This window comes from Micromonospora sp. WMMD558 (assembly GCF_049315255.1).
Classification (GTDB): Bacteria; Actinomycetota; Actinomycetes; order Mycobacteriales; family Micromonosporaceae; genus Micromonospora.
This window is the reverse complement of the sequence record NZ_CP186061.1, coordinates 3,285,615-3,311,209: the sequence shown is the minus strand read 5'-3', so window position 1 is coordinate 3,311,209 and position 25,595 is coordinate 3,285,615. Positions and strand designations below refer to the sequence as shown.

Below are 25,595 nucleotides of genomic sequence, written 5' to 3'. Positions count from 1 at the left end.
TCGGGCACCTCAGCCGACGAACCCCACGGGCAAATGGACCGGCGGGGGCCGGACACCGGCGGCGAGCAGCCGCCGGTGAGTGGATCAACCCAGGGTAAGCCTCAGTCGGCCTGGGCGGCGAGCTCCCGGGCGCGGTCGCGGGCGGCCTCCAGCGCGGCCAGCAGCGCCGCCCGCACGCCGTGCTTCTCCAACTCGCGGATGGCGGAGATGGTGGTGCCGGCCGGCGAGGTGACCGCCTCGCGCAGCTTGACCGGGTGCTCGCCGGAGTCACGCAGCATGACCGCGGACCCGATCGCGGTCTGCACGATCAGCTCGTGCGCGACCTGCCGGGGCAGGCCGAGCAGGATGCCCGCGTCGATCATCGCCTCGACCAGCAGGTAGAAGTACGCCGGGCCGGAGCCGGACAGTGCCGTCACCGCGTCCTGCTGCGACTCGGGCACCCGGATGGTGGCGCCGAGGGGCTTGAACATCTCCTCGGCGAGGGCCAGGTGCGTGCCCGTGGCGTGCGCCCCGGCGGAGATGGCGGTCATCGCCTCGTCGACCAGGGCCGGGGTGTTGGTCATCACCCGCACCACCGGGGTGCCGTCGGGCAGCCGCCGGCTGAAGAAGGTGGTCGGCAGGCCGGCGCAGAGCGAGATGACCAGCTTGTCGGCCGGCACCTTGGGCCCGATCTCCTCCAGCAGCACGCCGGCGTCCTGCGGCTTGACCGAGATCGCGAGCACCTCGGCCTCGTCCACCGCGGTCAGGTTGTCGACCACCCGGACGCCGTAGCGGGCGGCGAGCTCCTCCGCCCGGGCCGGCCGCCGGGCGGTGGCCAGCAGGCGGTCCACCGGCCAGCCCGAACGCAGCAGCCCGGAGAGCATCAGCTCGCCGATCTTGCCGGCCCCGATGACCGCGACCGTGTGCACCGAACCCGCCATCGGGCCGTACCCCTCTCGCCGTGAAGCCGGCGCGCGGCGGACCCGGGGGCCCGCCGCGTCGCCGTGGGACGGATCAGCTGCCGAAGAAGACCTCGGCCTCGGCGTACCGCTCCAGCGGCACGGTCTTCAGCTCCCGGGTGGCCTCCGCCAGCGGGACGCGGACGATGTCCGTGCTCTGCATGGCGACCATCTTGCCCCAGTCGCCCTCGTGGGCGGCGTCGATGGCCTGCAGGCCGAGCCGGGTGGCGAGCACCCGGTCGAACGCGGTCGGGGTGCCGCCGCGCTGGATGTGACCGAGCACGACCGTGCGGGCCTCCTTGCCGGTCTTGGCCTCCAGCTGCTCGGCCAGCCACTGGCCGATGCCGCCGAGGCGGACGTGGCCGAACGCGTCCAGCTCCTGGTTGTGCAGGACCATCTGACCCTCGAGCGGGTGGGCGCCCTCGGCGACCACGACGATCGGGGCGTACTGGTGCTGGAAGCGCTTCTCGACGTAGCCGGCGACCTGGTCGACGTCGAACTGCCGCTCCGGCAGCAGGATCACGTTGGCGCCACCGGCGAGGCCGGCGTGCAGGGCGATCCAGCCGGCGTGCCGGCCCATCACCTCGACGACCAGGGTGCGGTGGTGGCTCTCGGCGGTGGTGTGCAGCCGGTCGATCGCCTCCATGGCGATGTTCACCGCGGTGTCGAAGCCGAAGGTGTAGTCGGTGGCGCCGAGGTCGTTGTCGATCGTCTTCGGCACGCCGATGACGTGGACGCCCAGCTCGTGCAGCTTGGTCGCCACGCCGAGGGTGTCCTCACCGCCGATCGCGATGAGCGCGTCCACGCCCTGCGCGGCGAGGTTCTCCTTGATCCGCTCGACGCCGTTCTCGATCTTGAACGGGTTGGTGCGGGACGAGCCGAGGATGGTGCCGCCGCGCGGCAGGATGCCGCGGACCTCCGCGATGCCCAGCGGGCGGGACAGGCCCTCCAGGGGGCCCTTCCAGCCGTCCCGGAAACCCTCGAACTCGTGACCGTAGTTGGTGACGCCCTTGCGGACCACCGCCCGGATCACCGCGTTGAGACCTGGGCAGTCGCCGCCGCCGGTGAGCACGCCGATACGCATGATCTGCTCATCCTCCTGGGAGCATTGGGTGAAGCCCGGTAAGCCCCAGGATAGGTGTCAAGAACAGACCATCGGCGCCGTTGCCGGCCCGGGGCGGGCCGTCAGTGCGCACTGTAGTCCGCGCGGGTGTCCGCCGGCACCGCGGCCCGGTTACCGTCCAGTAGCTGCTGACCTGGGCTTTCCGGCCGCCCGGTCAGCGCCCACCGGGTCCGGTCATGGCGCGCCACCGCAGCAGGTTGTGCCGCGCGTCGACCAGCGCGTCGTGCCGGGCCGCCTCGGCCTCCGGCAGTGGCGGGCGGCCCCGGTCGTCCCAGACCTGGCGCAGTTCCTTAGTGAACCGGGGGATCTCGCGGGGCAGCGCGGTCATCGGGCCCCAGAGCTGCGCGAGAGCCACATGGTCGTACGCCGCGTACCAGGCCCAGAGCTCGATCTGCTCGCCCGGACGGTCGCGCACCGGCTCGAGGAGGAAGTCCAGCAGGTCGTCCCGGATCCGCTCCCGGGAACGCCAAGCCCGGTCGGCCGGCGACGGAAGCTTGTCGAGCACGTTGCGGCGCACCCACGGCACGGCCCGGGAGTCGTCGAACTCGGTGGAGACGGCATAGAACTCGCGGCCGTACTCGTCGACGACGCCGATCGACACGAGATCGACGATGCGGCCGTCCTCGATGAACTCACAGTCGTAGAAGTAGCGGTAGACCATCACCGCCATCCTCGCGTACGCCCCCGCCGCCGCGCCGGGCGGGTGGCGACAGCCCGACCTCCGGCACGTTCGCGCAGGTCACGACGGGGATGAGGGACGGCCTCGAGTACGCCTCGAACGTCACGGAGATGAATTGAGGGGTGTACAGCAAGCGACCGGACCGTCATGATCTGATGTGTACCGCTACCGGAGGTGTCGGAGCACCTGGGCGGGGGGCCCGTCAGGTTCACCCGGTGAGCGAGTTGTGGTCCTTGACCGGGGAGGGGTTGGGCCGTGGAGGTGCGCCTTCCGGAGCCGGGTGACGCGCTCACGGGTGTCGAGATGTTCGCCGGCCTCGAGCCGGAGGTCCGGCAACGCGTGATCGCGGCGGCCGTCCCGCGCACGTACCGCAAGGGGCAGCTGCTCTTCGTCGAGAACGATCCCGGCGAGTCGCTGATCGTGCTGCGGCGAGGCGCGGTCGCCGTCTTCCGCACCGCACCGACCGGCGAGCGGGCCGTGCTGTCGGTGATCCGGCCGCCGGACGTGCTGGGCGAGGTGTCCCTGCTCGACGCCTCCACCCGCTCCGCGTCGGCCGAGGCCATCGAGGACTGCTCGGCCCTCGCGCTGTCCCGCGGCGCGTTCATGGAACTGGTGCACTCCAACCCGCGCATCCTCGACGCGGTGATGCGTTCCCTCGGCGCCCTGATCCGCCGCCTGACCGAGCAGAACGCCGACCACGTCTTCCTCGACCTGCCCGGCCGCGTCGCCAAGACGCTGGTCCGCCTCGCCGGCGAGAGCCAGGCGCCGATGATCACCATCGAGCTCAACCAGAGCCAGCTCGCCGAGATGGCCGGCGGTTCCCGGCAGAGCGTCAACCAGGCGATCGGCTCGTTCGCCAGCCGGGGCTGGCTGCGCACCGAGGGCCGCCGCATCGTGGTCACCGACGTGGCGTCGCTGCGTCGCCGCGCCGGCATGAGCGAACGCTGACCGTCGGGCGACGCCGCCGTCAGGCCGCGATCGGCTCGCGGGGCTTCGGCGCGGGCGGCGGAGGCACCGACTTCGCCTTCTGGGCGTACATGTCGACGTACTCGCGGCCGGACAGCTCCATCAGCTCGTACATGATCTCGTCGGTGACCGCGCGCTCGACGAACCGGTCGCTCGCCATCCCGGCGTAGCGGGAGAAGTCCAGCGGCGGGCCGAACCGGATGCGCACCCGCTGCACCTTCGGGATGATCTTGCCCGGCGGCTGGATCTCGTCCAGGTTGAGCATCACCACCGGCACCACCGGGGCGCCGCTCTCCAGCGCGAGCCGGGCAACGCCGGTCTTGCCCCGGTAGAGCCGCCCGTCCGGCGAACGGGTGCCCTCCGGGTAGATGCCCGCGACCCCACCGGCCCGCAGCACCTTGAGCTGGGTGTCCAGCGCCGCCCGGGCGGCCCGGCCGCCGGAGCGGTCCACCGGGATGGTGCCGGTGCCGACGAAGAACATCTTGGTCAGCCACCCCTTGAGGCCCTTGCCGGTGAAGTACTCCGCCTTGGCGACGAAGGTGACCTTCCTCGGCACGATCAGCGGGGTGAAGATCGAGTCGGAGAAGGAGAGGTGGTTGCTGGCGAGGATCACCGGGCCGGTCGCCGGTACGTGGTGCAGGCCCTCCACCTGCGGGCGGAAGATCAGCTTCAGCAGCGGCCCGAGGATGACGTACTTCAGCAGCCAGTACAGCACCGGCGTCCTTTCCCGTGGGGTTGCCCGCGACAGCGACCCGTCCCCGGGAGCGCTGCCGTCGCCGACGAGCCTACGGAGCACCGGCCCTCCGCCACAACGGACGACCGATCAACTTTCCCGTCACACCACCTGTGGCGCCCCGGAGGAGCGCCCTCTCCCACTCGTCCAGCCCGTCGCCGCTCGACCTGGCCGTCGCGACATATTCCACCCCGGAGAACCGGTCGCCCGTCGCTCGTCCGCACCTCCACGGCGGGCACCAGGTCACGCTCCGCCGCGCAACTCCGGATGTCGGCCGCCAGACCGTCCGCCTCCGGGTCAATCCTCACGCCACCCTTCCGCTTCCCCGGAACCTCCGCGAACCCCGCCGACCGTCATCCAGCAACCTACGCAGCGCCGGGCGGTGACCGTACGGTCGCATCTGGCCGTCCTCTACAGCGAGGTGACGGCCAGCCACTCCCCTTTCTTCAGCCATTCGCGCTCAAAGACGTTCCCGGGGGCAGCGGTCGCCAGATGGGCCGAGGTGTCGTCGATCTGCATGGTGCCGAGCCGGGTGCCGACCTTGCGATAGCCATTGGATCGCAAGCGTCGGACTGCGGCACCGGTGCTCTTATCGGCGACGAGAACCTGGACGGCCTCGCACGCTCCCCTCGGATCCGCGACCACCGCTGTGACGACAACCCAACCGTCAAACCGCCGCGCGCCACTCAGCCCGCTGATGTCGACCACTCGGTGGGATCACGCTGCGGACAGCACAGCGCGCCCCAGGTCAGAAACGTCGACCTCGTGCTCTTCCAGGGCGTCGTAGAGGGCATCCGGCCCGTTCGCGGCAAGGAACTCGGCTTCGACGGCATAAGCGGGCACGAGGAGACAGAAGTTCGTCTCCCCGTCCCGCTCGGCCACGAACTGGAAGTCGTCGTCGAACAGGGCGGCGGGAGTGGGGAGCAGGAAACGCAGTTCGGTGCTGGAGGGAACCGGCGCGTTCAGCCGTACGGGTTCCGTCCAGGACAGGAGCTGCCGCTGTTCGACGAATCGCCGAGCGCACGTTAGAACGAAGTCGAGGATCTCTTCGCCAAAATGCCGCCGGTCGAAGACGAAGACCAGTTCCTGTGCGTACCCGTCGCTCCGCGCCCAGCCGCCGCGCCGCGCGGCGCCCGCCAGGCCCTGGGTAACGAGGGTCACCTGCTCGTCACCCGGAACGTCCGCGAACCCGGCGAGGCGCACCTTCACGCCACCGCCGACAGACTCCTCAAGCTCACTGAACGGCGTACCGAGATGTCTGCGGAGGTGTCGCGCCACCTCCGCACCGTCCGATGGACGGCGGTTGAACCTCACCATCGTGGCCCTCCCCTCCATCCCCTCGCCGAGGCGAGGCTACCCCGGCCCCGGCGTGGGCCGAGACCGGGGTGCTCGCCGGAAACAGTCGGTGGCAAGAAGATCAGCTATTGATCGCGCCTGTTGCACCGCTGGCACCGGGCCCGCAGGTTCGACAGGTGGTTGTAGGCGTCCAGGAACGCCTTTCGAGTCGCCCACACCCGCTTCTTGAGCTTGCGGACCTTGAAGATGTGATCGATGTCCCAGTCGCGGAAGGTCCGCTTACCCTGCTTGACGGTTCCGCCGATCTTGATCCCACACGTGGAACAACGCGGAATGCCGCTCGCGTCCCTGGACTTCGCCAGGACCTTCTTCGCCACCCCGCCGCGGAACCCTCTCGGGCGCTTGCAGTGGGCGCTGTTGTTGTGAACGAGGACGTCCGCTCCGTCGACAGCGACGAGGAACGTGTGGACGGTCGCGACATTGAGGTTGTACACCTCGCTGTCCTGCACCCAGCCGTAGTCCACGACCCGTACGACGGTCTTCTCGTTGTCGTAGCCGTCCGTGACGACGTCGCCGACGTGCACGTCGTCGGCGCGGACCCAGCCCCTGCCGACCACCCACACCGGATGCTCCGCCGTGGCGGTGAGGACGCCGTCAGCCCCCTCGTCGAGATCGATCCCGATGAGCCGCCTGCTGCCCTGGCCGACGAAGACCTCAAGCACCGGCTGGGCCGTGACGTCGCCGGTCGTCGGATCGACTGCCGCCACCTGGTCACCGATCCCCAGCGCGCCGATCGGCAGGTAGTTTCCGTCGGCCATGCGGACCGGAGTGTCCGGGACGAAGGAGTTGCAGCGGCTCCGGTGACGGCCCTTGTAGGCACGACGAACCTTGCTGGCCTTACGCGCCTTGTAGGCGGCGCGGGCACTGTTCACGGCGAGGCGGGCGCCCTTCACCGCCGCTCCGGCGCCGACGACGGCCGCCGCCGCTCCCGCGAACGCCCAGGCCGCCTCCCGCCAGTTGCCGGTGGCCGCGTACGACACGGCGGACACCACGCCGGCGATCGTGCCGATCGGGCCGGGGATCATCGAGGCGTACGAGGCCACCTTGGCGACCTTCGACAGCCCCTTCTTGATGCTGCCCCAGCCCCACTTGCCGTCCAGGTCGGTGCAGTTGACGGGGTCGCCGGCGCAGTAGTCGTACGCCGTGGCGTTGCCGCCGTCGATTGGGTCCACCTGGAGGAACCGGCCGATGCCGGGGCTGTAGAGGCGGACGCCCATCAGGATGACGTCGCCCATCGCCTCGCCCGAGCGCTGCTTCCCGCCCAGCCAACCGTACCGCTGGTCGGCCTGCCCGGCCATCGGCACGCCGAACTCGTCGTAGTCGAAGAACTCCGGCTCGGTCAGCGCCGTGTCGACCGTCGCCGCCACGTCACCGTGCAGGTTCGTCAGTTGAAGTACGACGTCGCCGGTGGCCGAGGTGGTGGCGGCCAGGTCGCCGTCCGGCCCGGACACGTTGCGGGTGATGCTGCCCAGCGTGGTGTCCTCGACGATCCACCGCGGCTCGTCGGAGTCGTCGCCGTAGTGGTTCAGCTTCGACGTCGCGCCGACCCAGTTGCCGTCGACCAGCGTCTCGGTGGTGTACGCGCGGAACCGGTGCGCAGGGTCCAGCGTCCACGTCTGCCGCGCGTCGTCCAGCTGCTGGCGCTGTACCAGGTCGTTGGCGAAGTAGCTGTTGACCAGGCCGCCCGGCAGCGCCGTCGTCCGGCCGAAGGCGTCGTAGACGTACCCGTCGTCGGTGAGCCGGTCCGCAGTGTCGTACGTGTGGATCCGGCTGGCGGTCGCCGTTGACTCCTCGCAGGTGCCGTCGGCCGCCGGGGCGAAGCTGGTGCTTCCGGTGCGGTTCGTCCGGTCGTCGTAGGCGTACGTCCGGGTGAGGCACCCCTCGGTGATCGCGCTGTCGTGCTGGGCGCGCACCAGCCGGCCCAGCCGGTCGTACCGGTAGGTCTTGCTGCCGCCGGTGTAGGTGTGGTTGACCCACTGGCTGGCGGTGTTCTCCGCCACCGACTCGGAGAAGACCACCGCGCCGTCCGAGTCGCGGGTGTAAGTGCGCTCCACCGGTTGCAGGTTGGCGTCCAACCGGTCGGTCCGGGTCAGACCACCGGGGTACTTCAGCTCGGTGAGCTGCCCGTCCGGGGCGTACTTCGCCGAGAAGGTGCCGGCGATGCTGTCGGTGACGCTGGTCAGCAGGCCGCGCGGCTCGGCCGCCCGGTCGTAGGTGAAGGTGGCGTGGCCGGTCGGGTCGGACACCTTGACGGCCTTGCCGAACCGGTCGAACTCGTTGACCGTGGTGCCGCCGTCGGCGTCGGTGTACGACGCGAGCCGGCCCAGCAGGTCGTATTCGCGGGTGATGGTCGCGGTGCCCATCGTGGTCACGGTGACGTCACCCGAGGTCGGGCTGTAGGTGGTGGTCACCGCCTCGACCGGCGTGCCCTCGTCGGACGTGATCGCGGTGCTGGTCACCCGGGTCGCGGCGTCGTACGTCGTGGTCGTGGTGCGGGTCTTGCCGGCCGCCGTCTCGGCCACCACGGCCTCGTCGCCGTAGCGCGTGTACGCGACGACCCGCCGGACCGGCAGCTCGGTGGTCATGCGGGTCGGGTCGTGCCCGGTGACCGCGCCGACCGCCCGGGTCACGCACGGCTCGCCGGCCCACTCCGGCCGGTTGCCGCACGCGCTGTCCTGGGCGTTGGCCCCGGCCGTGTAGTAGATGATCTCGTTGGCCCGGGCGTCCGCGCCGGACGAGCCGATACCCCACGACTGGAGTACCTGACCGGCGGCGTTGAAGACGGCGTACGCGGTGAGGTTCTCCCCGCCGGTACCGGCGTCGGCGACCACCTTCGTGGGGGTCTTCAGGATCCAGCCGGATACACCACCGTGCTCGGCGTCGTAGCCGTTCTTGCTGACGCGCACGTCGGCGTCCGGGTAGCCGACGATCTGCGCGCCCTCGCTCTCGGTGGTGACCAGGTGGTACGCGGCGCCGTCCGGCTTGCCCTCGTCGTACTTGTTGACGGCGTGCACCCGCCCGATGACCGTCGCGCCCGCCGGGATGACCTCCAGCGGCCCGGTGCCGTCCGGGTCGGCGACCGGGTTCTCGAGGACCATCGTGGCCGTCGGACCGAGCATCTCCAGCAGGTCGACCCCGTCGGAGCTGTACGTGCTGATGGTGGACAGGGCAAGCGCCCGCGTCGCCGTGTCCGAGCCGGCCAGGCCCAGCTCGGCCAGGTAGGCGTCGGCGCCGGGCAGGGTGCCCAGAGCCAGCGCCCGGTCGGTGGCCTCCAGCGTCCGGACGACGTTGCCGAACCGGTCGTACTCCTGGGTGTCGATGTGGCCGCCCGGGGTGGCGGTGTTGACCTCCTTGCCACCGGCGGACAGGTAGTGGACCGTGGCATACCGGTAGCCGTTGGTGCCCGGCGCGGCCGGGGTGGCGCTGCTGCGGCCCGGGTCGTCCTCCGGACCGAACACGGCGGTCGCGTCGGTCGGCAGGTCGACCTGGCCCCAGGTGGAGATGGCGGCGGAGTCGAGGTTGTACGGACCTCCGGCGCCCTGGGTGAGCGGCACGTTGTAGACGACGGTGGTGCCGATCTCACCGTCGGTGGCCGTCGTCGAGCCCTGCTGGAGCGCGGGGCGGCGCACCTTGAGCAGCTTGCCGGCGTTCTCGTCCCCGGCCAGGTCGGCGACCTGGGCGTCGGTGAGCGCCTTGCCGTAGATGCGGACGTCGTCGACGCCGCCGTGCCAGATGTTCGCGGCGGCCCCGGCCCACTTGGCCCGGCCGACCACGTACCCGCCGGTGGCGTTCCAGCCGCCGACCGCGGCGGTGGTCGTCTGGAGGACGCCGTCGACGTACAGCTTCATCCGGCCGCTTGCGGTGTCGTAGACGCCGGCCAGGTGCGTCCACTTACCGAGCACCGGCGCGGTGTTCGAGGTGGCCCGGACCGGGGTGGCGCTGTCACTGTCGGCGCTGACCCGGGAGAACGCGAACCGGTCGTCGGCGGCGACGTAGTTGAGGAAGAAGCCGCTGGTCCGCGACCCGTCCTTGGACACGGCGGTCCGGTTGACGGACTTGTCGGTCAACCGGACCCATGCCGAGACGGTGTAGGAGGACGTGTTGGACAGGGCGGTGCCGGCCACGCTGATCTGCTGGCCGGTGCCGCCGGTGAACCCGGCTGCCCGGTCGGCCGGGTTGTCCGGGTCGTTGCCCTGCGCCCAGAAGACACCGGAGGCCATGGTGCCGGTGCGGCCGCCGCCGGAGGAGTCGGCGACGCTCGTGCCGGAGCCGGCGTCGAGGTCCCAGCGCAGGGCGGCGGAGTCGACGTCAGGGTTGCCGTAGTCGACGTGCCAGGGCAGTTCGCCGGCGGGGGTGATCTTGGTGACCCGGCCGCCGGCGTACTCGTAGATGGTCTTCAGCGCGGGGCTGACCCGCGGGTCCCACACCTCACGGAGCTGGCCCAGGTTGTCGTACGCGTAGCGGGTGACCTGGGTGGCGGTCATCGCGGAGGTGTCCGGGTCCCACGCCCACAGCTTCACCCCGGAGACCCGGTCGGTGTAGTCACCGAAGGCGGTCTGGCTGAGTCCGGCTGCGGTGGACGTGGCGTACTCGTACTCGAGCACCTCACAGCCGCGCGCCGGGGTGGCGGCGGTGCAGTTGTGGGTGTCGTCAACGCCCGGCTCGACCGGGTTGATGACCTTTTTGAGCAGCAGTCGGCTGCCCGCCGTGTCATAGACGTAGCGGGAGGTGGTGTCCGACTCGGGCGTCCACGACGAGGTGGCCGCCCACATTCCGCCCTGCTGGGTGAACTCGGTGACCGTGCCGTCCAGCTCGCTGAGCCGGTACGCGGTGCTGCCGACCTTGCTCAGCACCAGCCCTTCGGCGCCGGGCTCCGGCGTGAAGGTGGTGCCGTCGGGGTTCTTGGCGAAGGTGATCCAGCCGCCGCCGATGGTGTTGACCCGGGCCAGCGAGGGCTCCGGCAGCGTGACGGTGGTGTAGTCGACGTCCGCCGCGCCGCCGGTCGCGCCCCCGGTCCAGGACGGGCCGAACGGGGCGACGATCTCGGTGACGGAGAGGTTGTCCCAGTAGACCTTGCGGCCGGAGCCGCCCTGCATGCCGTTGTAGAGCCGGAAGAACGCCTCGGTGGCCCCGGCCGGCACGGTCATGTCGACCGACAGCTCCTGCCAGCCGTCGGTGTAGCCGGCCATCTGGGAGGCGACCTCGGTGTAGGTGGTGCCCACCTTGTGGAAGCCCACGATCCGCAGGCCACGCTGAGTGTGCGCGGGTACCAGCCCGGTGGCGGCCGGCACGTGGATCCAGCCGGTCATCCGGTACGTCTTCCCCGGGCTCATGCTGAGCCGTAGCCCGCCGTTGTCCCCGCCGACCGCGACGTAGGTGTCGTTGCTGGTCGTGGTGACCGGGGTGATCTCCAGGGAGTCGGCCGGGGTCGTCTCACCCTGGCCGCGGGCGGTGGAGCGCACCGCGGACGACGTGCCGGGGACGGTGAAGCCGGTCAGGTCGGTGGAGACCTGCTGCTGGTTGGCGGTGAGCCGCTCCGCCATCGGCTGGTAGCCGTCGGCCGGGTTGCGCGACGAGGCCGAACGGCTGACCGACAGGCCCAGCTCCTCGGCGTCGGTGGAGGAGAGCGCGTAGTCGCCGGTGAGCAGGTTGACCGAGCCGGGGCCGACCTCGTCGTCGGCGGCGCCGTCGCCGCTGGAGTCGACGGTCACCCGGACCCAGGGGATGGTGTACGCGGGTGTGGTGCCGGTGGCGGTGTAGAGGTGCGCGCGCACCTCGACGACGCCGCCGACCAGGCCGAGGGTGTCGGTGGCGTTCCAGATCGCGTACCCGCCGAGGGACGACAGGGCGACCGGGCTGGCGGCGGTGGCGGTGATCGGAGCGCCGGTGGCGGAGGTCAGGTTGGCCGAGGGCACCGGCAGGGTCGCCCCGCCGGGACCGCGCCGGTACTCGAAGTACGTCCGGGTGTAGCCGGCGACGGGAGTGGTGATCCGCAGCTTGGTGCGCTTGACGATGGTCGCGCCGGGCAGCGGCTCGGCCAGGGCGGCGTTGCCGGCGTCGAAGACGTACAGGTTGGGGCTGGACAGGTTCCCGGCGGAGTCCTTGGCCTGGACGGTCAGGGTGCGGTGGCCGTCGCGGGGTGCGAGGGTCACCGACTTCGCGCCGGTGGCGGCGACGGTCGTCGCCGCGCTGTCGTAGTCGAACTTGTAGACGAAGGCCGCGAGGTCGGTGGTGCCGTTGGCGGGGGTGAAGGTGAACGTGTCGGGCTGGCTGGCGCCGCCGTGCGGCTGCCCGTCGTTGAGGTAGATCGTCGCCGCGACGAACGGCACCCCGGGCTTGTCGGTGTCGACGGTCAGCGGTGTCCACGCCGTCCAGGCGCCGTGGTTCCACGGATCCTTGGCGCGGACCTGCCACTCGTACTGGGTGCCGTTGGCCAGGTCGACCGGCACCTGCCAGGAGGCGGTCGAGCCGTTGGTCCAGGCGGGGCTGCCGGAGCGCAGGCCGGACGAGCTGACCACCGCCTGGGTGGCCTTGTTGCGCACCACGAACTCGGCCTGGAGCGTCTGACCGGCGTTCGCGTCGGCGAGCTTCGCCGAGAGGGTGGGCCGCAGCGACGCGGTCCGCGCCCCGGATCCGCAGGCGGTGTAGCAGGGGGCGACGGCGAGCGCGGTCGGCGCCGACGGTGCGCTGTTGTAGGTGATGGTCACCACCGGCGGGTGGGTGCCCTCGGCGGAGTCGAACCGCTTCCAGCCGGACGTCGAGGTCTCCGAGGTGGCGCGCAGCATGACGCTGGCGCTGGTGAGGTTGTTGTCCGCGCTGTGCTGGAGCGCGCCGCCGACCTCGATGTAGACGTAGCCGTCGCCGCAGGAGGAGTTGTAGCCGCGGGTCTCGGTCGAGGTGCCGACCTTCGCCCGGGCGGTGGGCTGATTGGTCCAGCGGACCGAGGAGTCGACGTAGTCGGTGCGCCAGGCCTCCCAGGACGCGGCGGTGCACGACCACGAGTGGTAGTTCCACAGCCGCAGCTTGGCGGTGATGATCCGGCTGCCGCCGAAGCCGGTGGTGTTGAACCGCAGGTACGACCGCGCGTAGAAGGTCCCGCCGTCGTTGGAGTAGCCGAGCTTCAGGTCGCTCGACCCGGACTGGTCGCTGGAGTAGCTGTTCTGCACGAACGCGTCGAACGACGGCGACAGCGACGTCGGCGGGTCGATGGTCACCGGGAAGGTCAGGTCGGGTCGGGCGAGGAAGTCCTTGTCCGGGGTCAGCTCCATGACGGTCCGGCCACCGGCGGCCGTCGTCCGCAGCGCGACCGGGGCGTGGTTGACGTGGTCACCGGAGAGCGGCGAGACCTTCGCGTCCCACATGAGCGGCGTCTGCGCCCGGCCGATCTGGCGACCGCGCGAGTTCTTGAAGACCAGGCCGCCCATGCCGTCGCGGGCCGCGGTGAGCTTCCCGGTGCGCAGCGGCAGCTTCAGCGTGCGCACCTGGGCGAGGCCCGCCCGGTCCTTGACCACGACGTGCTGCTCGTAGCCGGTGGCGTGGGCGTGGAAGACCAGGTCGACACCCGGCCGCACGTCCGGGTAGGTGACGGTCCGGCCGTTCAGGACGGGCTCGGGAAGCGGACCGGGCCAGCCGACCACCGCGCGTTCGGAACCGGTGCCGACCGAGGCCACCTCGTGCTCCCCGGCGCCGGGCGCGGCGCCGGCGAAGGTGAGGCCGCGCGGGTGCGCCTTCGGAGCCACGACGCCGTCGGCCCGCCGCTGGAGGGTGAGGTCGACGGGCACCCAGGTGTCGCCCTGCCGGACCCGGACCGGGGCGAGGGCCTGCTCCTCGGTCAGGGTGCCGTCCGCGTTGGCGAAGACCTGGGTCGTCTCGGACCGCCGATTCGCCACCTCGACCCGGGCCCCGCAGAGCCGCGCCGCCACCGCCGCGGACACCTCGTCCGGCCGGTCGTCGGGGCAGGCGGGCTTCGGCTGCGCCGCCGGCTTCGGCGCCGCGACGGCCGGCCGCTCGACCCGGGCGGGAACGTCCGACATGGTCGCTGCCAGGACGACGGCCAGCAGCAACGCCACCCGTCGCCCCCAGCGGGCGAACACCCCCCGCGCCAACGAGACGAAAACACCGGTACGCAGATGCTCTTCCACGGCAGCCCCCGTGTTCGCAACCGAAAAGTTGGCGCAGCATAGGAACATCCGTCGTCGGCGATCAATGTCTTGACAGGCAGTTGGGCGAGCCGTAGAACCGGTGATCCTTTGCGGACACCTACCGCCGAAATGGATCCGTCGCACCGAGCCGGATGAGTCGGACTCTTCCGGCTTCCGTCCGTCACCGAGCGCCGCGGGCGGACCAGCCATGATCGGGGCGGGCTCCAGCGCCCGATGCCGCCACCTGCGGCTCGGCCCCACCCGGACGACGGCGGTGCACCGCCCTGGTGACGATCGGTGACCCTACCCGGCCGGGACGCCGCGCCGACCCCGGAACACATCGGCCTTCGCCTATGACGTGAATCACAGTCGCCGTCGATGTCCGCGGCTGGCCGGGCAGGCTGGATTCGCTCGGCCGCAGCTGCCATGATGCGCCGCATGTCCCTGCACCGTCGTACCGTGCTCGGCATCGGTCTCGCGGTCGCCGCCGCGACCGTCGCCGGCTGCCGCGAGGTGGCCCGGTCGGCCACCGCCGGCCCGTCCGCCGCGCCCACCGCGAGCGCGGGCGCGAGCGCGTCGGCCGCGCCCAGCCGGTCCGCGGCGGCACGGATCGCCGCCCCGGACGCCACCGGGACCAGCGGGGCGACGGTTCGCGGCGGCGCCAACGCGGCGGGCCGGCTGGTCATCATCACACTCGACCGCCATCTCTCGCCGACCCGTGCCAACCCGCAGCATCCGGCGTACGCGGGCGCGGTCGCGCTGTGCCTGGTCAACGGGGCCATGGTGGCGCGGGCGGTGACCGGCAAGGCGCTGCGCTACGACGCCGGGCCGGTCCTGCTGCCCGCGTCGAAGCAGGTGACGATGCGGTACGACTCGATCTTCGACCTCGCCTCGATCACCAAGGTCTACACCTCGATCCTGGCGTTGCAGCAGGTCGACAAGGGACGGATCGACCTGTCCGCGCGGGTGGTGGACTACCTGCCCGGCTTCACCGGCACCGGCAAGGACAAGGTCACCGTCGCCATGCTGCTGTCCCACACCAGCGGCCTGCCGGTCGGGGCGAAGGTCGCCGGCCTGCCCGACGACGCGGCCCGCCGGGCGGCCGTCCTGGCCACCCCCCTGGTGAGCGGCGCCGTGCCCGGCACGGTGTTCCGGTACTCCAGCGTCGGGCTGATGGTCCTCGCGTTCCTCGTCGAGAAGGTCACCGGGCAACGGTTGGACCAGGCGCTCAAGACCGGGCTGACCGGCCCGCTCGGCCTGCGGTACACGGGCTTCAACCCGAAGACCTGGCTCAGCGCCGCCGACCAGGCCGCCCGGCTCGTCGCCACCGACGCGCGCTCGTCGCGGGGGCTGCTCCGGGGGGTGGTGCACGACGATGTCGCCAACCACATGGGCGGGATCGCCGGCCACGCCGGCATCTTCAGCACCCCCGCCGAGGTGGCCGTCATCGGTGAGCTGCTGCTGAACGGCGGTGCCTACCGGGGCGTCCGGATCCTCTCCGAGGAGATCACCCGGCAGATGCTCACCAACGTCAACGCCGGCCTGCCGGCCGTCGACCCCGAGCGGCCCACCCGTACCGCCGCGCACGGCCTCGGCGTCGTGCTCGACCAGCCGTGGTTCATGGGCCGGCTGAGCGGTCCGCGCACCTTCGGGCACACCGGCTTCACCGGCACCTCCCTGGTGGTGGACCCGGACCGGCGGATGGTCCTGGTCCTGCTGACCAACCGCGCCCACCCGAACTGGAGCTGGGCGAACCCGGACCCGGTCCGGGTCGACGTCGCCGACATCGTCGCGGCGATCCCCCGCTGAGCCGAGTCGCGGCGGCGGAGATCACGCCGGCAGAGGGCGCGGTCCGCGCACAAACGGACAAACACCCGCGCCCGCCACCAGCGGAGCGACCCCTGACGGGCAAGACGCGACACAACGCACTCCCGGAACCGGGTGCCGACGTGTCACGATTCATGGCACGGCGTGGGGACGCCGAGGGGGCTCAGGTGGCGCGCCGCGGGCGCGCGTTGAGGAGGTTGTCCGGTGTCAGCGGGTGGCGCCCGCCGGGGGCGGCGGGACAACGGGCTCGACGCGACCGAGTACGCGGTCGCCGGCGACGTCGACCCCCGGGTCGGCGAGCACCTGCTGGACGTGCTGGCGGCCGGGGGCATCGCCGCGTACCTGCAACCGTCCGCCGACCTGAACCCGGTCACCCGCACCACCACGGTCCCGTCCCGGCCGGTCGACCGCCTGTACGTGGACCGCTCGCACCTGACCACCGCCCGCGACTACCTGACCCAGCTCGCCGACGAGGGCGCCACCGACCGCGCGCGTGACGACGAGCCCGACATCGACGCCGAGTGGGCCCGCATCGTCGCCGGTTTCCACGCCACCGCCCCGACCGGTGACAACCCGTGGCCTGCCGCCGAGGACGTCGACGACACCCGCCCGGGTCGGCCCGGCGTCGACGAGCCGACCGTCACCGAGGCCCGGCCGCTGCCGTACGCGGCCGACATCTCCGGGGTGACCGTCGGGCGGGGCCGGGACGACGCGCCGTCGCTGCTGGACGGGCTGGACACCTTCGGGGCGGACCTCCCCGACGACGAGGACGAGGAGCGGTACACCCCGCCCCCGCCCCCACCGCTGCCCCGGATCTCCAAGTACGCCGCGGTCGGCACGCTGGCCATCGTGGTCGGCTTCGTGCTGTTCCTGTTCCCCACGGTGTTCCCGGCCGACCCGTCCGTGGTCACCCTGCTCGGATTCACCGGCATCCTGGCGGGCTTCGTCACGCTGGTCTGGCGGCTGCGGCCGGGTGACCGCGACGAGCAGGACCCGGACGACGGCGCGGTCGTCTGACCGCCCGATCCAGCGGACGCCTCGATCACCGTCACTGCGCCCGCATCCCGGGACGGCCACTCCCCCACCATGGGCGTAACAGTGGTGTAACTTACGGTCAGTAGGAATACCGCTGCCCGTCACGTCCCCTCCGCTGACTGCCGGTCGTTCCTCCCCCTTCGCACCGGCGGTCGCTTCCCCGGCAGATCGGAACGCCCGAGATGCGACAGAGTTCCCTCGTGGTGGTCGCCAACCGCCTCCCCATCGACGACAGTGTGGCGCCGGACGGTGCGTGCGAATGGCGCCGCAGCCCCGGCGGCCTGGTCAGCGCGCTGCACCCGCTCCTGCGGCACACCCCCGCCACCTGGGTGGGGTGGGCCGGCGGCACCGGACCGGCCCCCGTGCTGCCCGACATCGACGGCGTCCGCATGCACGCCGTGGCGCTGACCACGGAGGACCTGCGCGACCACTACGAAGGCTTCGCCAACGCCACCCTGTGGCCGCTCTACCACGACGCCGTAGAGCAGCCTGAGCACCACCGCCGCTGGTGGGAGGCGTACCAGCGGGTCAACCAGCGCTTCGCGGAGGCGACCGCCGAGGTGGCCGAGCCCGGCGCCGTGGTGTGGGTGCAGGACTACCACCTCCAGCTCGTTCCGGGCCTGCTCCGGGCGCTGCGACCGGACCTGCGGATCGGCTTCTTCCTGCACGTCGCCTTCCCACCGCCGGAACTGTTCATGCAACTGCCCCGCCGGGCCGAACTGCTGCGCGGCATGCTCGGCGCAGACCTCGTCGGCTTCCAGCGGGCCCAGGCGGTGCACAACTTCGCCCAGCTCGCGGCGAAGGTGCTCGGCCTGCCCGCCACCGACCGCCGCATCGCGGTCGACGACCGGGTGGTGCGCATCGGGGCCTTCCCGGTCTCCATCGACACCGCCGAGATGGCCGCCCTGGCCGCCCGGCCGGACGTCGCCGAGCGGGCCGCCCGGCTGCGCCGCGACCTGGGCAGCCCCGACCAGGTGATCCTCAGCGTCGACCGGATGGACTACACCAAGGGCATCGAGCAGCGGCTAAAGGCGTACAGCGAGCTGATCGTCGACGGTCACGTCAAGGTCCGGGACACGGTGCTGGTGCAGGTGGCGGTGCCGAGCCGGGAGCGGGTCGGGCAGTACCAGATCCTCCGCGAGCGCGTCGAGCGCGAGGTCGGCCGGATCAACGGCGAGTTCGGGCGGGTCGGCGAGCCGGCCATCCACTACCTGACCCAGCCGTTCGACCGCGCCGATTTGGCGGCCCTGTACCGGATCGCCGACGTGATGGCGGTGACCCCGCTGCGGGACGGCATGAACCTGGTGGCCAAGGAGTACGTCGCCGCCCGGGTCGACGACAGCGGGGCGCTGCTGCTGAGCGAGTTCGCCGGCGCGGCCGCCGAGCTGTCCCAGGCGTACCTGGTGAACCCGCACGACCTGGAGGGCCTCAAGCAGGGGCTGCTCGCGGCCCTGCGGGCCGCGCCGGACGACGTCCACGAGCGGATGCGGGCCATGCGCGCGCACCTGCGCCAGCACGACATCCGCGCCTGGGCCCGGTCCTACCTCTCGGCGCTCGACGAGGACGGGTCGCTGGTCAGCCGGCTCGGCGCCGGGGGCTGATCGCGTCCGCGCTCAACCTCGGACGGGATCCTTCTCCAGCCAGTCCAGGATCGCGTCGACCGGTTCCCGCCAGCGCACGTCGAGCATCAGGTCGTGCCCCATGCCGGGGAAGAGCAGCGGCGCGGAGCCGTACCGCCGGGCCGCCCGGGTCAGCGCCGCCGCCGGCACCACCCGGTCGTCCGGGCTGCCGAGCACCAGCACCGGCGGGTCGCCCACCGCCGGCTCCGGCTCCCGGCCCAGCAGCAGCTGCCACTGGGCACGCCGGGCGGCCCGGCCCAGCCGGGAGACGTGCCGCCGGGCGTCCGCCGCCGGCAGCTCGCGGCTGAACAGCTGGGAGCGGCTCAACCGCAGCCGGCCGCCGGCCAGCGCCGGCAGCGTCCCGAGGGGGTTGCGGCGCAGCGCGGTCAGCGCCGTACCCCAGCCGCCGAGGACCGGCGCCACCAGGACGGCGGCGCGGGCCGGGTAGCGCGCCAGGGCGTGCGCGACCACGAGCGCCCCGGCGCCGTGCCCCACCAGCACCGCCCGGCGCGGCAGGCCCGCCGCCACCTGGACCACGTCATGGGCGTACGCGCGCAGCGTCGCGTCCGGCGCCGGGCCGCTGCCGCTGTGGCCGCGCAGGCTCAGGGCGTACGCGGGAAAGCCGCGCCCGGCGGCGTGACCCAGCCAGTGCTCGGCGAACGCCCACGCCCCGTGCCCGAACCCCGGCACGAACAGCAGTGGCGGGCGGCCCTCCTCCAGCTCCGGGGCGGCGCCGAGCACCTCGCGCCGGACCGGGCGGACCGGCCGGGCCCACTCCCACCCCCGCATGATCCGCACCTGCTGGCTCACCGTGCCGACCTTTCGTTCGCCACTGCGGGGCTTCGCTCCGCCGCACTCCTCGCGCTCACCGCGCCTCCAGGTCCCGCATGGCGCGCTGGACGGCGCGCAGGTAGTCGGCGTGGCCGACCTCGAACCAGTGCCGGGTGCTGTCCTTGACCGGCCCGGAGTAACGCTCCCCCGCCTTCGCGGTGACCTTCCCGGCGAAGGCCGCCGCGCGGTCCGGGCGGGTCACCCGCAGCCGCAGCAGCCGGGCGAACAGCACGGCCTGCCAGTGCGACAGGGTGAAGATGCCGGAGTCGGGCTGCACCAGGCCGGCCACCGCGAGCGTCGGGTGACCGGGCACGAACGCGTTGAGCCACAGCGTCGGCCGGCCGGTTCCGCCGTCGTCGCCGAGGATCTTCGGGTCGAGGAACTCGAACCGCGGCAGGTAGCCGGTGGCGAAGACGACCAGCTCCGGGTCGATCCGCCGGCCGTCGGCGAGCTCGACGGCGTACGGGTGGAAGCGGGTGACGTCCGGGACCGGGGTGATCCGGCCGTGGCCGACGTGGTACACGAGCTGGCTGTTGGCGATCGGATGGGTCTCGTACACCCGGTGGTCGGGTTTCGGCAGGCCGAACCGGGTGAGGTCACCGACGGTCAGCCGCAGCGTCAGGTGGTAGAGCCACTGCCGGACCCGCCGCGGGACCCGCAGCGCCAGCAACTCGTCGTTGACCTGGTCGGCGGGGCGGCCGAGGACGTACTTGGGGGCGTACCAGTAGCCGCGGCGCGTGGAGTGCCAGCAGTGTGACGCCTGCTGCGCGGCCTCCACGGCGATGTCGCAGCCGGTGTTGCCCGCGCCGACCACCAGCACCCGCTTGCCGCGCAGCTGCGCCGGGTCCTTGTACGACGAGGAGTGCATGATCTCGCCGCGGAACTCGGCGAGGCCGTCGTAGCTCGGCAGCTTCGGGGACCAGTTGTGGCCGTTGGCGACCACGACGGCCGCGTACCGGGAGGTGCGCTCCGGGCCGTAGCCGCCGGTGCTGCGGGTGGTGACGTCCCACCGGTCCCCGGCCACCGGCTCGACCCGCACCACCTCGGTGCCGAACCAGATGTGCCGGCGCAGGTCGAAGTGGTCGGCGTACCGCTCGAAGTAGGACAGCAACTGGCTGTGGTGCGGGTAGTCCGGCCAGTCGTCCGGCATCGGGAAGTCGGGGAACTGGGTGAACGGGCGCGACGAGATGAGGTGGGTGCTCGCGTACACCGGGCTGCGGTCGTGCCGCCAGTTCCACGCGCCGCCGACCCCCGTCTCCCGCTCGTAGCAGTCGACGCCGAACCCGTGCTCGGTGAGGTTCTTGATGGCGGTCAGCCCGCTCGCGCCGGCACCGATCACGCAGACCGTGTCGCCCCGGTCCGAGACCGGGCGGCCGTCGCGGGTCACGTCGAGGGTGCTCGACTCCGGGTCGGGCCGGCCGTCGTCGGTGGAGGTGGACACCGAGGGTTCTCCTTTGTGCGGCACGGGTGCCGGGTCGCGCAGCATCCTGCCCACATCGGATGGCCGATGTCCAGCCCCGGCCCCGGCGCCGCGGTCAGGCGGTCGGGGGCAGCAGCAGGTCGACCAGGACCGGGAAGTGGTCACTGGCGCGGCGGGTCTCCGGCGTGTCCACCACGTCGTAGTCGACGACGGTGATCCGTGGGTCGACGAAGAGCGCGTCGATCCGCCGGCTCGGGTTGGCGCACGAGTAGGTGAGCCGGTCGGCCCGGTCCGTCGCCACCGCGGCGTCGGTGCGGCCGGCCGCCACCGTCGCCCAGGCCGGCCCGTCCGGCCCCTCGTTGAGGTCCGCGCCCGCGATCACCGGCCAGGGCGCGTCGGCCAGCCCCCGGGCGAACAGCTCGGCCTGGACCGGCCGCTCCGCCGGGTCGGTGGACAGGTGCGCACCGGCGAGCGTGAACCGGGCGCCCCGCTCGACCACGCAGTCGGCGTACGCGGCGCCCCGCAGGTGCCGGCCGGGGGTGAGCGGGAACCGCTGGCACCGGTCCGCGGTCACCCGCACCCGGAGGCTGGTCAGCAGCAGGTTGCCCAGCGCGGGCAGCCCGCCCGCCGCGACCACCAGCCCGAACGACGCGGCGAGCGCCGCGGACTTCTGCCGCCAGCGGAACCGGCGCGGTCCCTCCTGCACGATGACCACGTCCGGCGCGGCGGCGCGGACCACCGCCGCGAGCGCGGCGGTGTCGTCCCGCTGGCTGTGGATGTTGTACGACACGACGCGCAGCGGCACGCCGTCACCCGGTGCGGTCACCGGGGCCTGCGTCGACACCGGCCCTAGATCCGGCGGGCGAGGTCGGCGGCGCCGATGACGCCCGCGGTGTTGCCGAGCTGGGCCGGCCGGATCTCGGCCACCGGCAGCCGGCTGCGCTGCGCCAACGCCTCGGTGAAGGAGCGGCGGGTCGGGCCCATCAGCAGGTCACCGGCGTCGATGACGCCACCGCCGACGACCAGCACCTGGGGGTCGAGGATCTGCGCCATGTCCGCGAGGCTGGTGCCCAGCCAGCGGCCGACCTGGGCGAACGCCTCGGCGGAGACCGGGTCGCCGCCCTTGGCGGCAGCCGTCACCATCGGGCCGGTGATCGCCTCGGCCTCCCCGCCGGCCAGGTCCAGCAGGGCGGCGGCGCGGTGCGGCTCCTGCCGGGCCGCGGCGCGGGCGAAGCGGACCAGGGCGCTGCCGCTGGCGTACTGCTCGATGCAGCCCAGCCGGCCGCAGCCGCACTGGTGCCCGTCGGGCACGGTGAGCATGTGCCCGAGTTCGGCGGCGATGCCGTTGGCGCCGCGGACCAGCTCGCCGCCGAGGACGATGCCGCCGCCCACGCCGGTGCCGATGGTGAACATGACCATCGAGTCGTCGGCGTGGCGGGCCGCGCCGTGCCGGAACTCGGCCCACGCGGCGACGTTGCCGTCGTTCTCGACGATCACCGGCAGGTTCACCGCCGCGCTGACGTAGTCGCGCAGCGGCTCGTCGCGCCAGGCCAGGTTGGGGGCGAAGAGAACGGTGGAGCGACCGGCGTTGATCCAGCCCGCCGCGCCGATGCCGACCGCCTCGACCGTCCGCCCGTGCGCCAACTCGCCGACCACCTCGATGATGACGTCGCGGGTCTTGCCGACGTCATCGGCGGGAGTGTCCCGTCGGGCCTGCACCAGGACCCTGCCGGCGTCGTCCACGACACCGCCGGCCACCTTCGTGCCACCGACGTCGACTCCGATGGTCAGCGTCACCGCTGCCACTCCCCTCTGCTGTGCTGCCCCGGCCCCACGGCATCGCTCGGTGGGGTCGGGAGGTGGTGGTCAGGCCCCCCGGGCGTCCTCGCCCGCGTCACCGGGCACCCGGGAGGCGGGCACCACGGGACGGTCGGCCGCCGCCCGTACGGTCACCGGCGCGGCCGGCCCGGCGACGTCGACGGGCGGTGCGGCGGCCGGGTCGGGGGTCTCCTCCGTGCGGGTGGCAGCGGACCAGACGTCCCCCTCGGGCGCCGACGGAGAATCATGCCCGCTCCGGGTGGCCTCGCGCCACACGTGATCCTCCGTGCCGGCGGTCGGCGGGGCCGGGGCGGGCTCGTCGGCCCGCTCGTGGGCCGGCTCGGCCGGGGCGAACGCGCGGAGCAGGCTGGCCACCCCGGCGGCCAGGTCGCCGGCTCCGGTGGCGAGCCGCTCGGCGAATTCCGGACTCGGGTCCCGCAACGCGGCGACAGCCCGGCAGACCGGGCAGATGCAGCACTCCGCGGTTCCGGTGGCGAAACCACCCCCGGTGGAACCCGCCGACCCGCCCGGGCCGCCGCTGTGACCGAGGACACTCGACACGATCCCACCGAGCGGACCCCACGCCGCCGACCCCGATCCCGCCGCGGCCAGCCGCGCGGTGGCCAGCAGCGTGGCGACCAGTCGTTCCGCCTCTTCCCGGGCCGAGCCCGGATCCGTTGTCCCCACGCTCGGCTCCTCTACCGGGGCGGCCGGGCCGCCGGCCGCGTCACTGCGCCGCACCGGGTGCTTCTACCCGGCGTTTGAGCTGCTTCAACGCGGTGTCCATGATCATTTTTTCGGCCTTGCGGCGGAACATGCCCAGCATCCCGACCGACAACTCGACCTCCAGCGTGTAGGTCACCGTCGTCGTGCCGTCGGGGTTGCCCACCAGGTCGTACGAACCGCGCTGGGCCTTCTGCATCTTCGAGGGCGCCACCAGGTGCCACTCGATACGGGTGAGGTCCTCCGCGTACTCGTAGGCGAGCACGTACTCGTCGGCCATCACGCCCGCGTCGATGGTGAACCGGACCTGGCTCGCGTAGCCGTCCTCGTACTCCTCGACGACCTCCACGTCCCGTACCGCCTCGGTCCACTCCGGGTAGCGCGGGAAGTCGCAGATGACCGCCGCCACCCGTTCCGGTGGCGCGCCGATGATGATCGACTGGGTGGAGGAGTCCGCCATGGGGGGGAGGCTACCCGGCGGCGGGAGGAACCTGCCTGCGCCACCCACCCGCTCGGGCGGGTAGGTTTCGACAGAGCCGACCCGAGGTGGCGGCCCCGCCCGGCCAGTGTGAGCACGAGGAGAGTGCAGGTGCGCGAGTTCTCCGTCCCGCCGATCGTCACCGTCGGCGACTCGGCCAACCTCACCGATCCGGTCTGGGACAATGCCGAGGTCGCCCCGGACGCGGTGCAGTTCGTCCGACCGGGCCCCGACGGCACCCCGGTCGAGGTGACCTGCCGGCAGTTCCGCGACGAGGTCGTCGCGGTCGCCCGGGGCCTGGTGGCGGCCGGCGTGCAGCCCGGCGCCCGGGTCGCCCTGATGAGCCGCACGCGCTACGAGTGGACCTTGTTCGACTACGCCATCTGGGCGGCCGGCGCGGTGACCGTGCCGATCTACGAGACGTCCAGCGCGGAGCAGGCCGCCTGGATCCTGTCCGACTCCGGCGCCGTCGCCGCGCTGGTGGAGACCAACGCACACGCCACGTTGGTCGCCGGCGTACGCGACCGGCTCCCCGAACTGGCGAACGTGTGGCAGATCGACCTCGGCGCGGTCGACGAGCTGGTCGCGGCGGGCGCCGCGGTCGACCCGGTGGAGATCGAGCGGCGCCGTTCGGCGGTACGGTCCGGCGACCTCGCCACCATCATCTACACCAGTGGCACCACGGGCCGCCCCAAGGGCTGCATGCTCACCCACCGCAACATGTACGCCGACATCGCCAACGCGGTGCCGGTCCTGCCGAACCTGTTCGGCGAGAACGCGTCGACCCTGCTGTTCCTGCCGCTGGCCCACGCCTTCGCCCGGCTCATCCAGATCGGTGTCGTGCAGGCGCGCGCCACGATGGCGCACTGCGCCGACACGAAGAACCTGGTCGCCGAACTCCAGGCGTTCCGCCCGACGTTCGTGCTGTCGGTGCCGCGGGTCTTCGAGAAGGTCTACAACGCCGCCAAGCAGAAGGCCGAGGCCGACGGCAAGGGGAAGATCTTCGCCCGCGCCGAGGCCGTCGCCATCGCGTACAGCGAGGCGCTGGAGACCCCGGCCGGCCCCGGCCTGGCGCTGCGCGCGCAGCACGCGCTCTTCGACCGGCTCGTCTACCGCAAGCTCCGCGCGGCGCTCGGCGGCCGGTGCCGCGACGCCATCTCCGGCGGCGCGCCGCTCGGTGCCCGGCTCGGGCACTTCTTCCGGGGCATCGGGGTGAACATCTGCGAGGGGTACGGCCTGACCGAGACCTCCCCCGCGGCCGCCGCCAACCTGCCCGGCGCGACCCGGATCGGCACCGTCGGCCGGCCGCTGCCCGGCGTGACCATCCGGATCGAGGACGACGGCGAGATCCTCATCGCCGGCGACCTGATCTTCAAGGGCTACTGGCGCAACGAGGTCGCCACCGGCGAGGCGCTGGCAGACGGCTGGTTCCGCACCGGCGACCTCGGCCACCTCGACAGCGACGGCTACCTCAGCATCACCGGCCGCAAGAAGGAGATCATCGTGACCGCCGGCGGCAAGAACGTCGCCCCGGCGGTCCTGGAGGACCAGGTCCGGGCGCACCGGCTGGTCAGCCAGTGCGTCGTCGTCGGTGACCGGCAGCCGTTCATCGCGGCGCTGGTCACCGTCGACGAGGAGGCGCTGCCGACCTGGCTGGAGGCGGCCGGCCTGCCGACGGACACCCCGGTCGAGGTGCTGTGCGAGCACCCGGAGCTTCGGGCCGAGATCCAGATCGCGATCGACGCCGCCAACCAGGTGGTGTCCAAGGCCGAGGCGATCAAGGTCTTCCGGATCCTGCCCCGGGACTTCACCGAGGCGACCGGCGAGCTGACCCCGTCGCTCAAGGTCAAGCGGCAGGTCGTGCACAAGTCGTACGCCGCGGAGATCGCCGACATCTACCGCGGCTGA

At 72.4% G+C, this 25,595-nt stretch carries 18 protein-coding genes; 5 read left to right on the top strand and 13 right to left on the bottom strand.

Going from position 1 to position 25,595, the window contains the following annotated elements; translation table 11 throughout:
- Nucleotides 1-101: 101 nt before the first annotated feature.
- From proC to ACN26Y_RS16125, 3 genes are all read right to left on the bottom strand, one after another.
- Nucleotides 102-920, bottom strand: coding sequence for a pyrroline-5-carboxylate reductase (gene proC, locus ACN26Y_RS16135; protein ID WP_155331059.1), 819 nt, complete (start codon nucleotides 918-920; stop codon nucleotides 102-104).
- A gap of 73 nt (nucleotides 921-993) precedes the next feature.
- Nucleotides 994-2,022, bottom strand: a complete 1,029-nt coding sequence (locus tag ACN26Y_RS16130; RefSeq protein ID WP_422732961.1) for a 6-phosphofructokinase — start codon at nucleotides 2,020-2,022, stop codon at nucleotides 994-996.
- A gap of 193 nt (nucleotides 2,023-2,215) precedes the next feature.
- On the bottom strand, nucleotides 2,216-2,722 hold the full coding sequence (locus ACN26Y_RS16125) for a polyadenylate-specific 3'-exoribonuclease AS (RefSeq protein WP_155331057.1): 507 nt from the start codon (nucleotides 2,720-2,722) through the stop codon (nucleotides 2,216-2,218).
- Nucleotides 2,723-2,995: 273 nt separating this feature from the next.
- On the opposite strand from ACN26Y_RS16125, the gene ACN26Y_RS16120 reads away from it, so the two are divergent.
- The gene (locus ACN26Y_RS16120; protein ID WP_155331056.1) at nucleotides 2,996-3,688 is read left to right on the top strand and encodes a Crp/Fnr family transcriptional regulator; all 693 of its coding nucleotides are present in this window, start codon (nucleotides 2,996-2,998) and stop codon (nucleotides 3,686-3,688) included.
- Between the two features lie 19 nt (nucleotides 3,689-3,707).
- Here ACN26Y_RS16120 and ACN26Y_RS16115 read toward each other — a convergent pair whose 3' ends face one another.
- The 4 genes from ACN26Y_RS16115 to ACN26Y_RS16100 form a co-directional block, all read right to left on the bottom strand.
- Complete coding sequence (locus ACN26Y_RS16115) at nucleotides 3,708-4,421, bottom strand: lysophospholipid acyltransferase family protein (protein WP_155334111.1); 714 nt, start codon at nucleotides 4,419-4,421, stop codon at nucleotides 3,708-3,710.
- A gap of 429 nt (nucleotides 4,422-4,850) precedes the next feature.
- A complete protein-coding gene (locus tag ACN26Y_RS16110) occupies nucleotides 4,851-5,147 on the bottom strand; it encodes a hypothetical protein (protein ID WP_155331055.1) in 297 nt (98 codons plus the stop codon).
- 9 nt (nucleotides 5,148-5,156) lie between these two features.
- The gene (locus ACN26Y_RS16105; protein WP_422732960.1) at nucleotides 5,157-5,717 is read right to left on the bottom strand and encodes a suppressor of fused domain protein; all 561 of its coding nucleotides are present in this window, start codon (nucleotides 5,715-5,717) and stop codon (nucleotides 5,157-5,159) included.
- Between the two features lie 143 nt (nucleotides 5,718-5,860).
- Entirely contained in the window at nucleotides 5,861-13,936 is an 8,076-nt protein-coding gene (locus tag ACN26Y_RS16100; RefSeq protein ID WP_422732959.1) for a LamG-like jellyroll fold domain-containing protein, read from the bottom strand.
- A 438-nt stretch (nucleotides 13,937-14,374) separates the two neighbouring features.
- Between ACN26Y_RS16100 and ACN26Y_RS16095 the strand changes: the two genes are divergently transcribed.
- From ACN26Y_RS16095 to ACN26Y_RS16085, 3 genes are all read left to right on the top strand, one after another.
- Entirely contained in the window at nucleotides 14,375-15,745 is a 1,371-nt protein-coding gene (locus tag ACN26Y_RS16095) for a serine hydrolase domain-containing protein (RefSeq protein ID WP_230689018.1), read from the top strand.
- A 222-nt stretch (nucleotides 15,746-15,967) separates the two neighbouring features.
- Nucleotides 15,968-16,780, top strand: coding sequence for a DUF308 domain-containing protein (locus tag ACN26Y_RS16090; protein ID WP_155331051.1), 813 nt, complete (start codon nucleotides 15,968-15,970; stop codon nucleotides 16,778-16,780).
- A gap of 200 nt (nucleotides 16,781-16,980) precedes the next feature.
- Nucleotides 16,981-18,399, top strand: a complete 1,419-nt coding sequence (locus ACN26Y_RS16085) for an alpha,alpha-trehalose-phosphate synthase (UDP-forming) (RefSeq protein WP_422732958.1) — start codon at nucleotides 16,981-16,983, stop codon at nucleotides 18,397-18,399.
- Nucleotides 18,400-18,411: 12 nt separating this feature from the next.
- Here the strand turns inward: ACN26Y_RS16085 and ACN26Y_RS16080 are convergent, their stop codons facing one another.
- From ACN26Y_RS16080 to ACN26Y_RS16055, 6 genes are all read right to left on the bottom strand, one after another.
- Nucleotides 18,412-19,227, bottom strand: coding sequence for an alpha/beta hydrolase (locus ACN26Y_RS16080; protein WP_155331049.1), 816 nt, complete (start codon nucleotides 19,225-19,227; stop codon nucleotides 18,412-18,414).
- 55 nt (nucleotides 19,228-19,282) lie between these two features.
- On the bottom strand, nucleotides 19,283-20,689 hold the full coding sequence (locus tag ACN26Y_RS16075; RefSeq protein ID WP_155331048.1) for a flavin-containing monooxygenase: 1,407 nt from the start codon (nucleotides 20,687-20,689) through the stop codon (nucleotides 19,283-19,285).
- 94 nt (nucleotides 20,690-20,783) lie between these two features.
- Nucleotides 20,784-21,494 (bottom strand): endonuclease/exonuclease/phosphatase family protein, encoded by a 711-nt coding sequence (locus ACN26Y_RS16070; RefSeq protein WP_155331047.1) that lies wholly within the window; start codon nucleotides 21,492-21,494, stop codon nucleotides 20,784-20,786.
- 23 nt (nucleotides 21,495-21,517) lie between these two features.
- Nucleotides 21,518-22,465 (bottom strand): ROK family glucokinase, encoded by a 948-nt coding sequence (locus tag ACN26Y_RS16065; RefSeq protein ID WP_155331046.1) that lies wholly within the window; start codon nucleotides 22,463-22,465, stop codon nucleotides 21,518-21,520.
- 69 nt (nucleotides 22,466-22,534) lie between these two features.
- The gene (locus ACN26Y_RS16060) at nucleotides 22,535-23,173 is read right to left on the bottom strand and encodes a hypothetical protein (protein WP_155331045.1); all 639 of its coding nucleotides are present in this window, start codon (nucleotides 23,171-23,173) and stop codon (nucleotides 22,535-22,537) included.
- 40 nt (nucleotides 23,174-23,213) lie between these two features.
- Nucleotides 23,214-23,669: an SRPBCC family protein gene (locus tag ACN26Y_RS16055; protein ID WP_155331044.1), complete on the bottom strand. Its 456-nt coding sequence runs from the start codon at nucleotides 23,667-23,669 to the stop codon at nucleotides 23,214-23,216.
- A gap of 129 nt (nucleotides 23,670-23,798) precedes the next feature.
- On the opposite strand from ACN26Y_RS16055, the gene ACN26Y_RS16050 reads away from it, so the two are divergent.
- The gene (locus ACN26Y_RS16050; RefSeq protein WP_155331043.1) at nucleotides 23,799-25,595 is read left to right on the top strand and encodes an AMP-dependent synthetase/ligase; all 1,797 of its coding nucleotides are present in this window, start codon (nucleotides 23,799-23,801) and stop codon (nucleotides 25,593-25,595) included.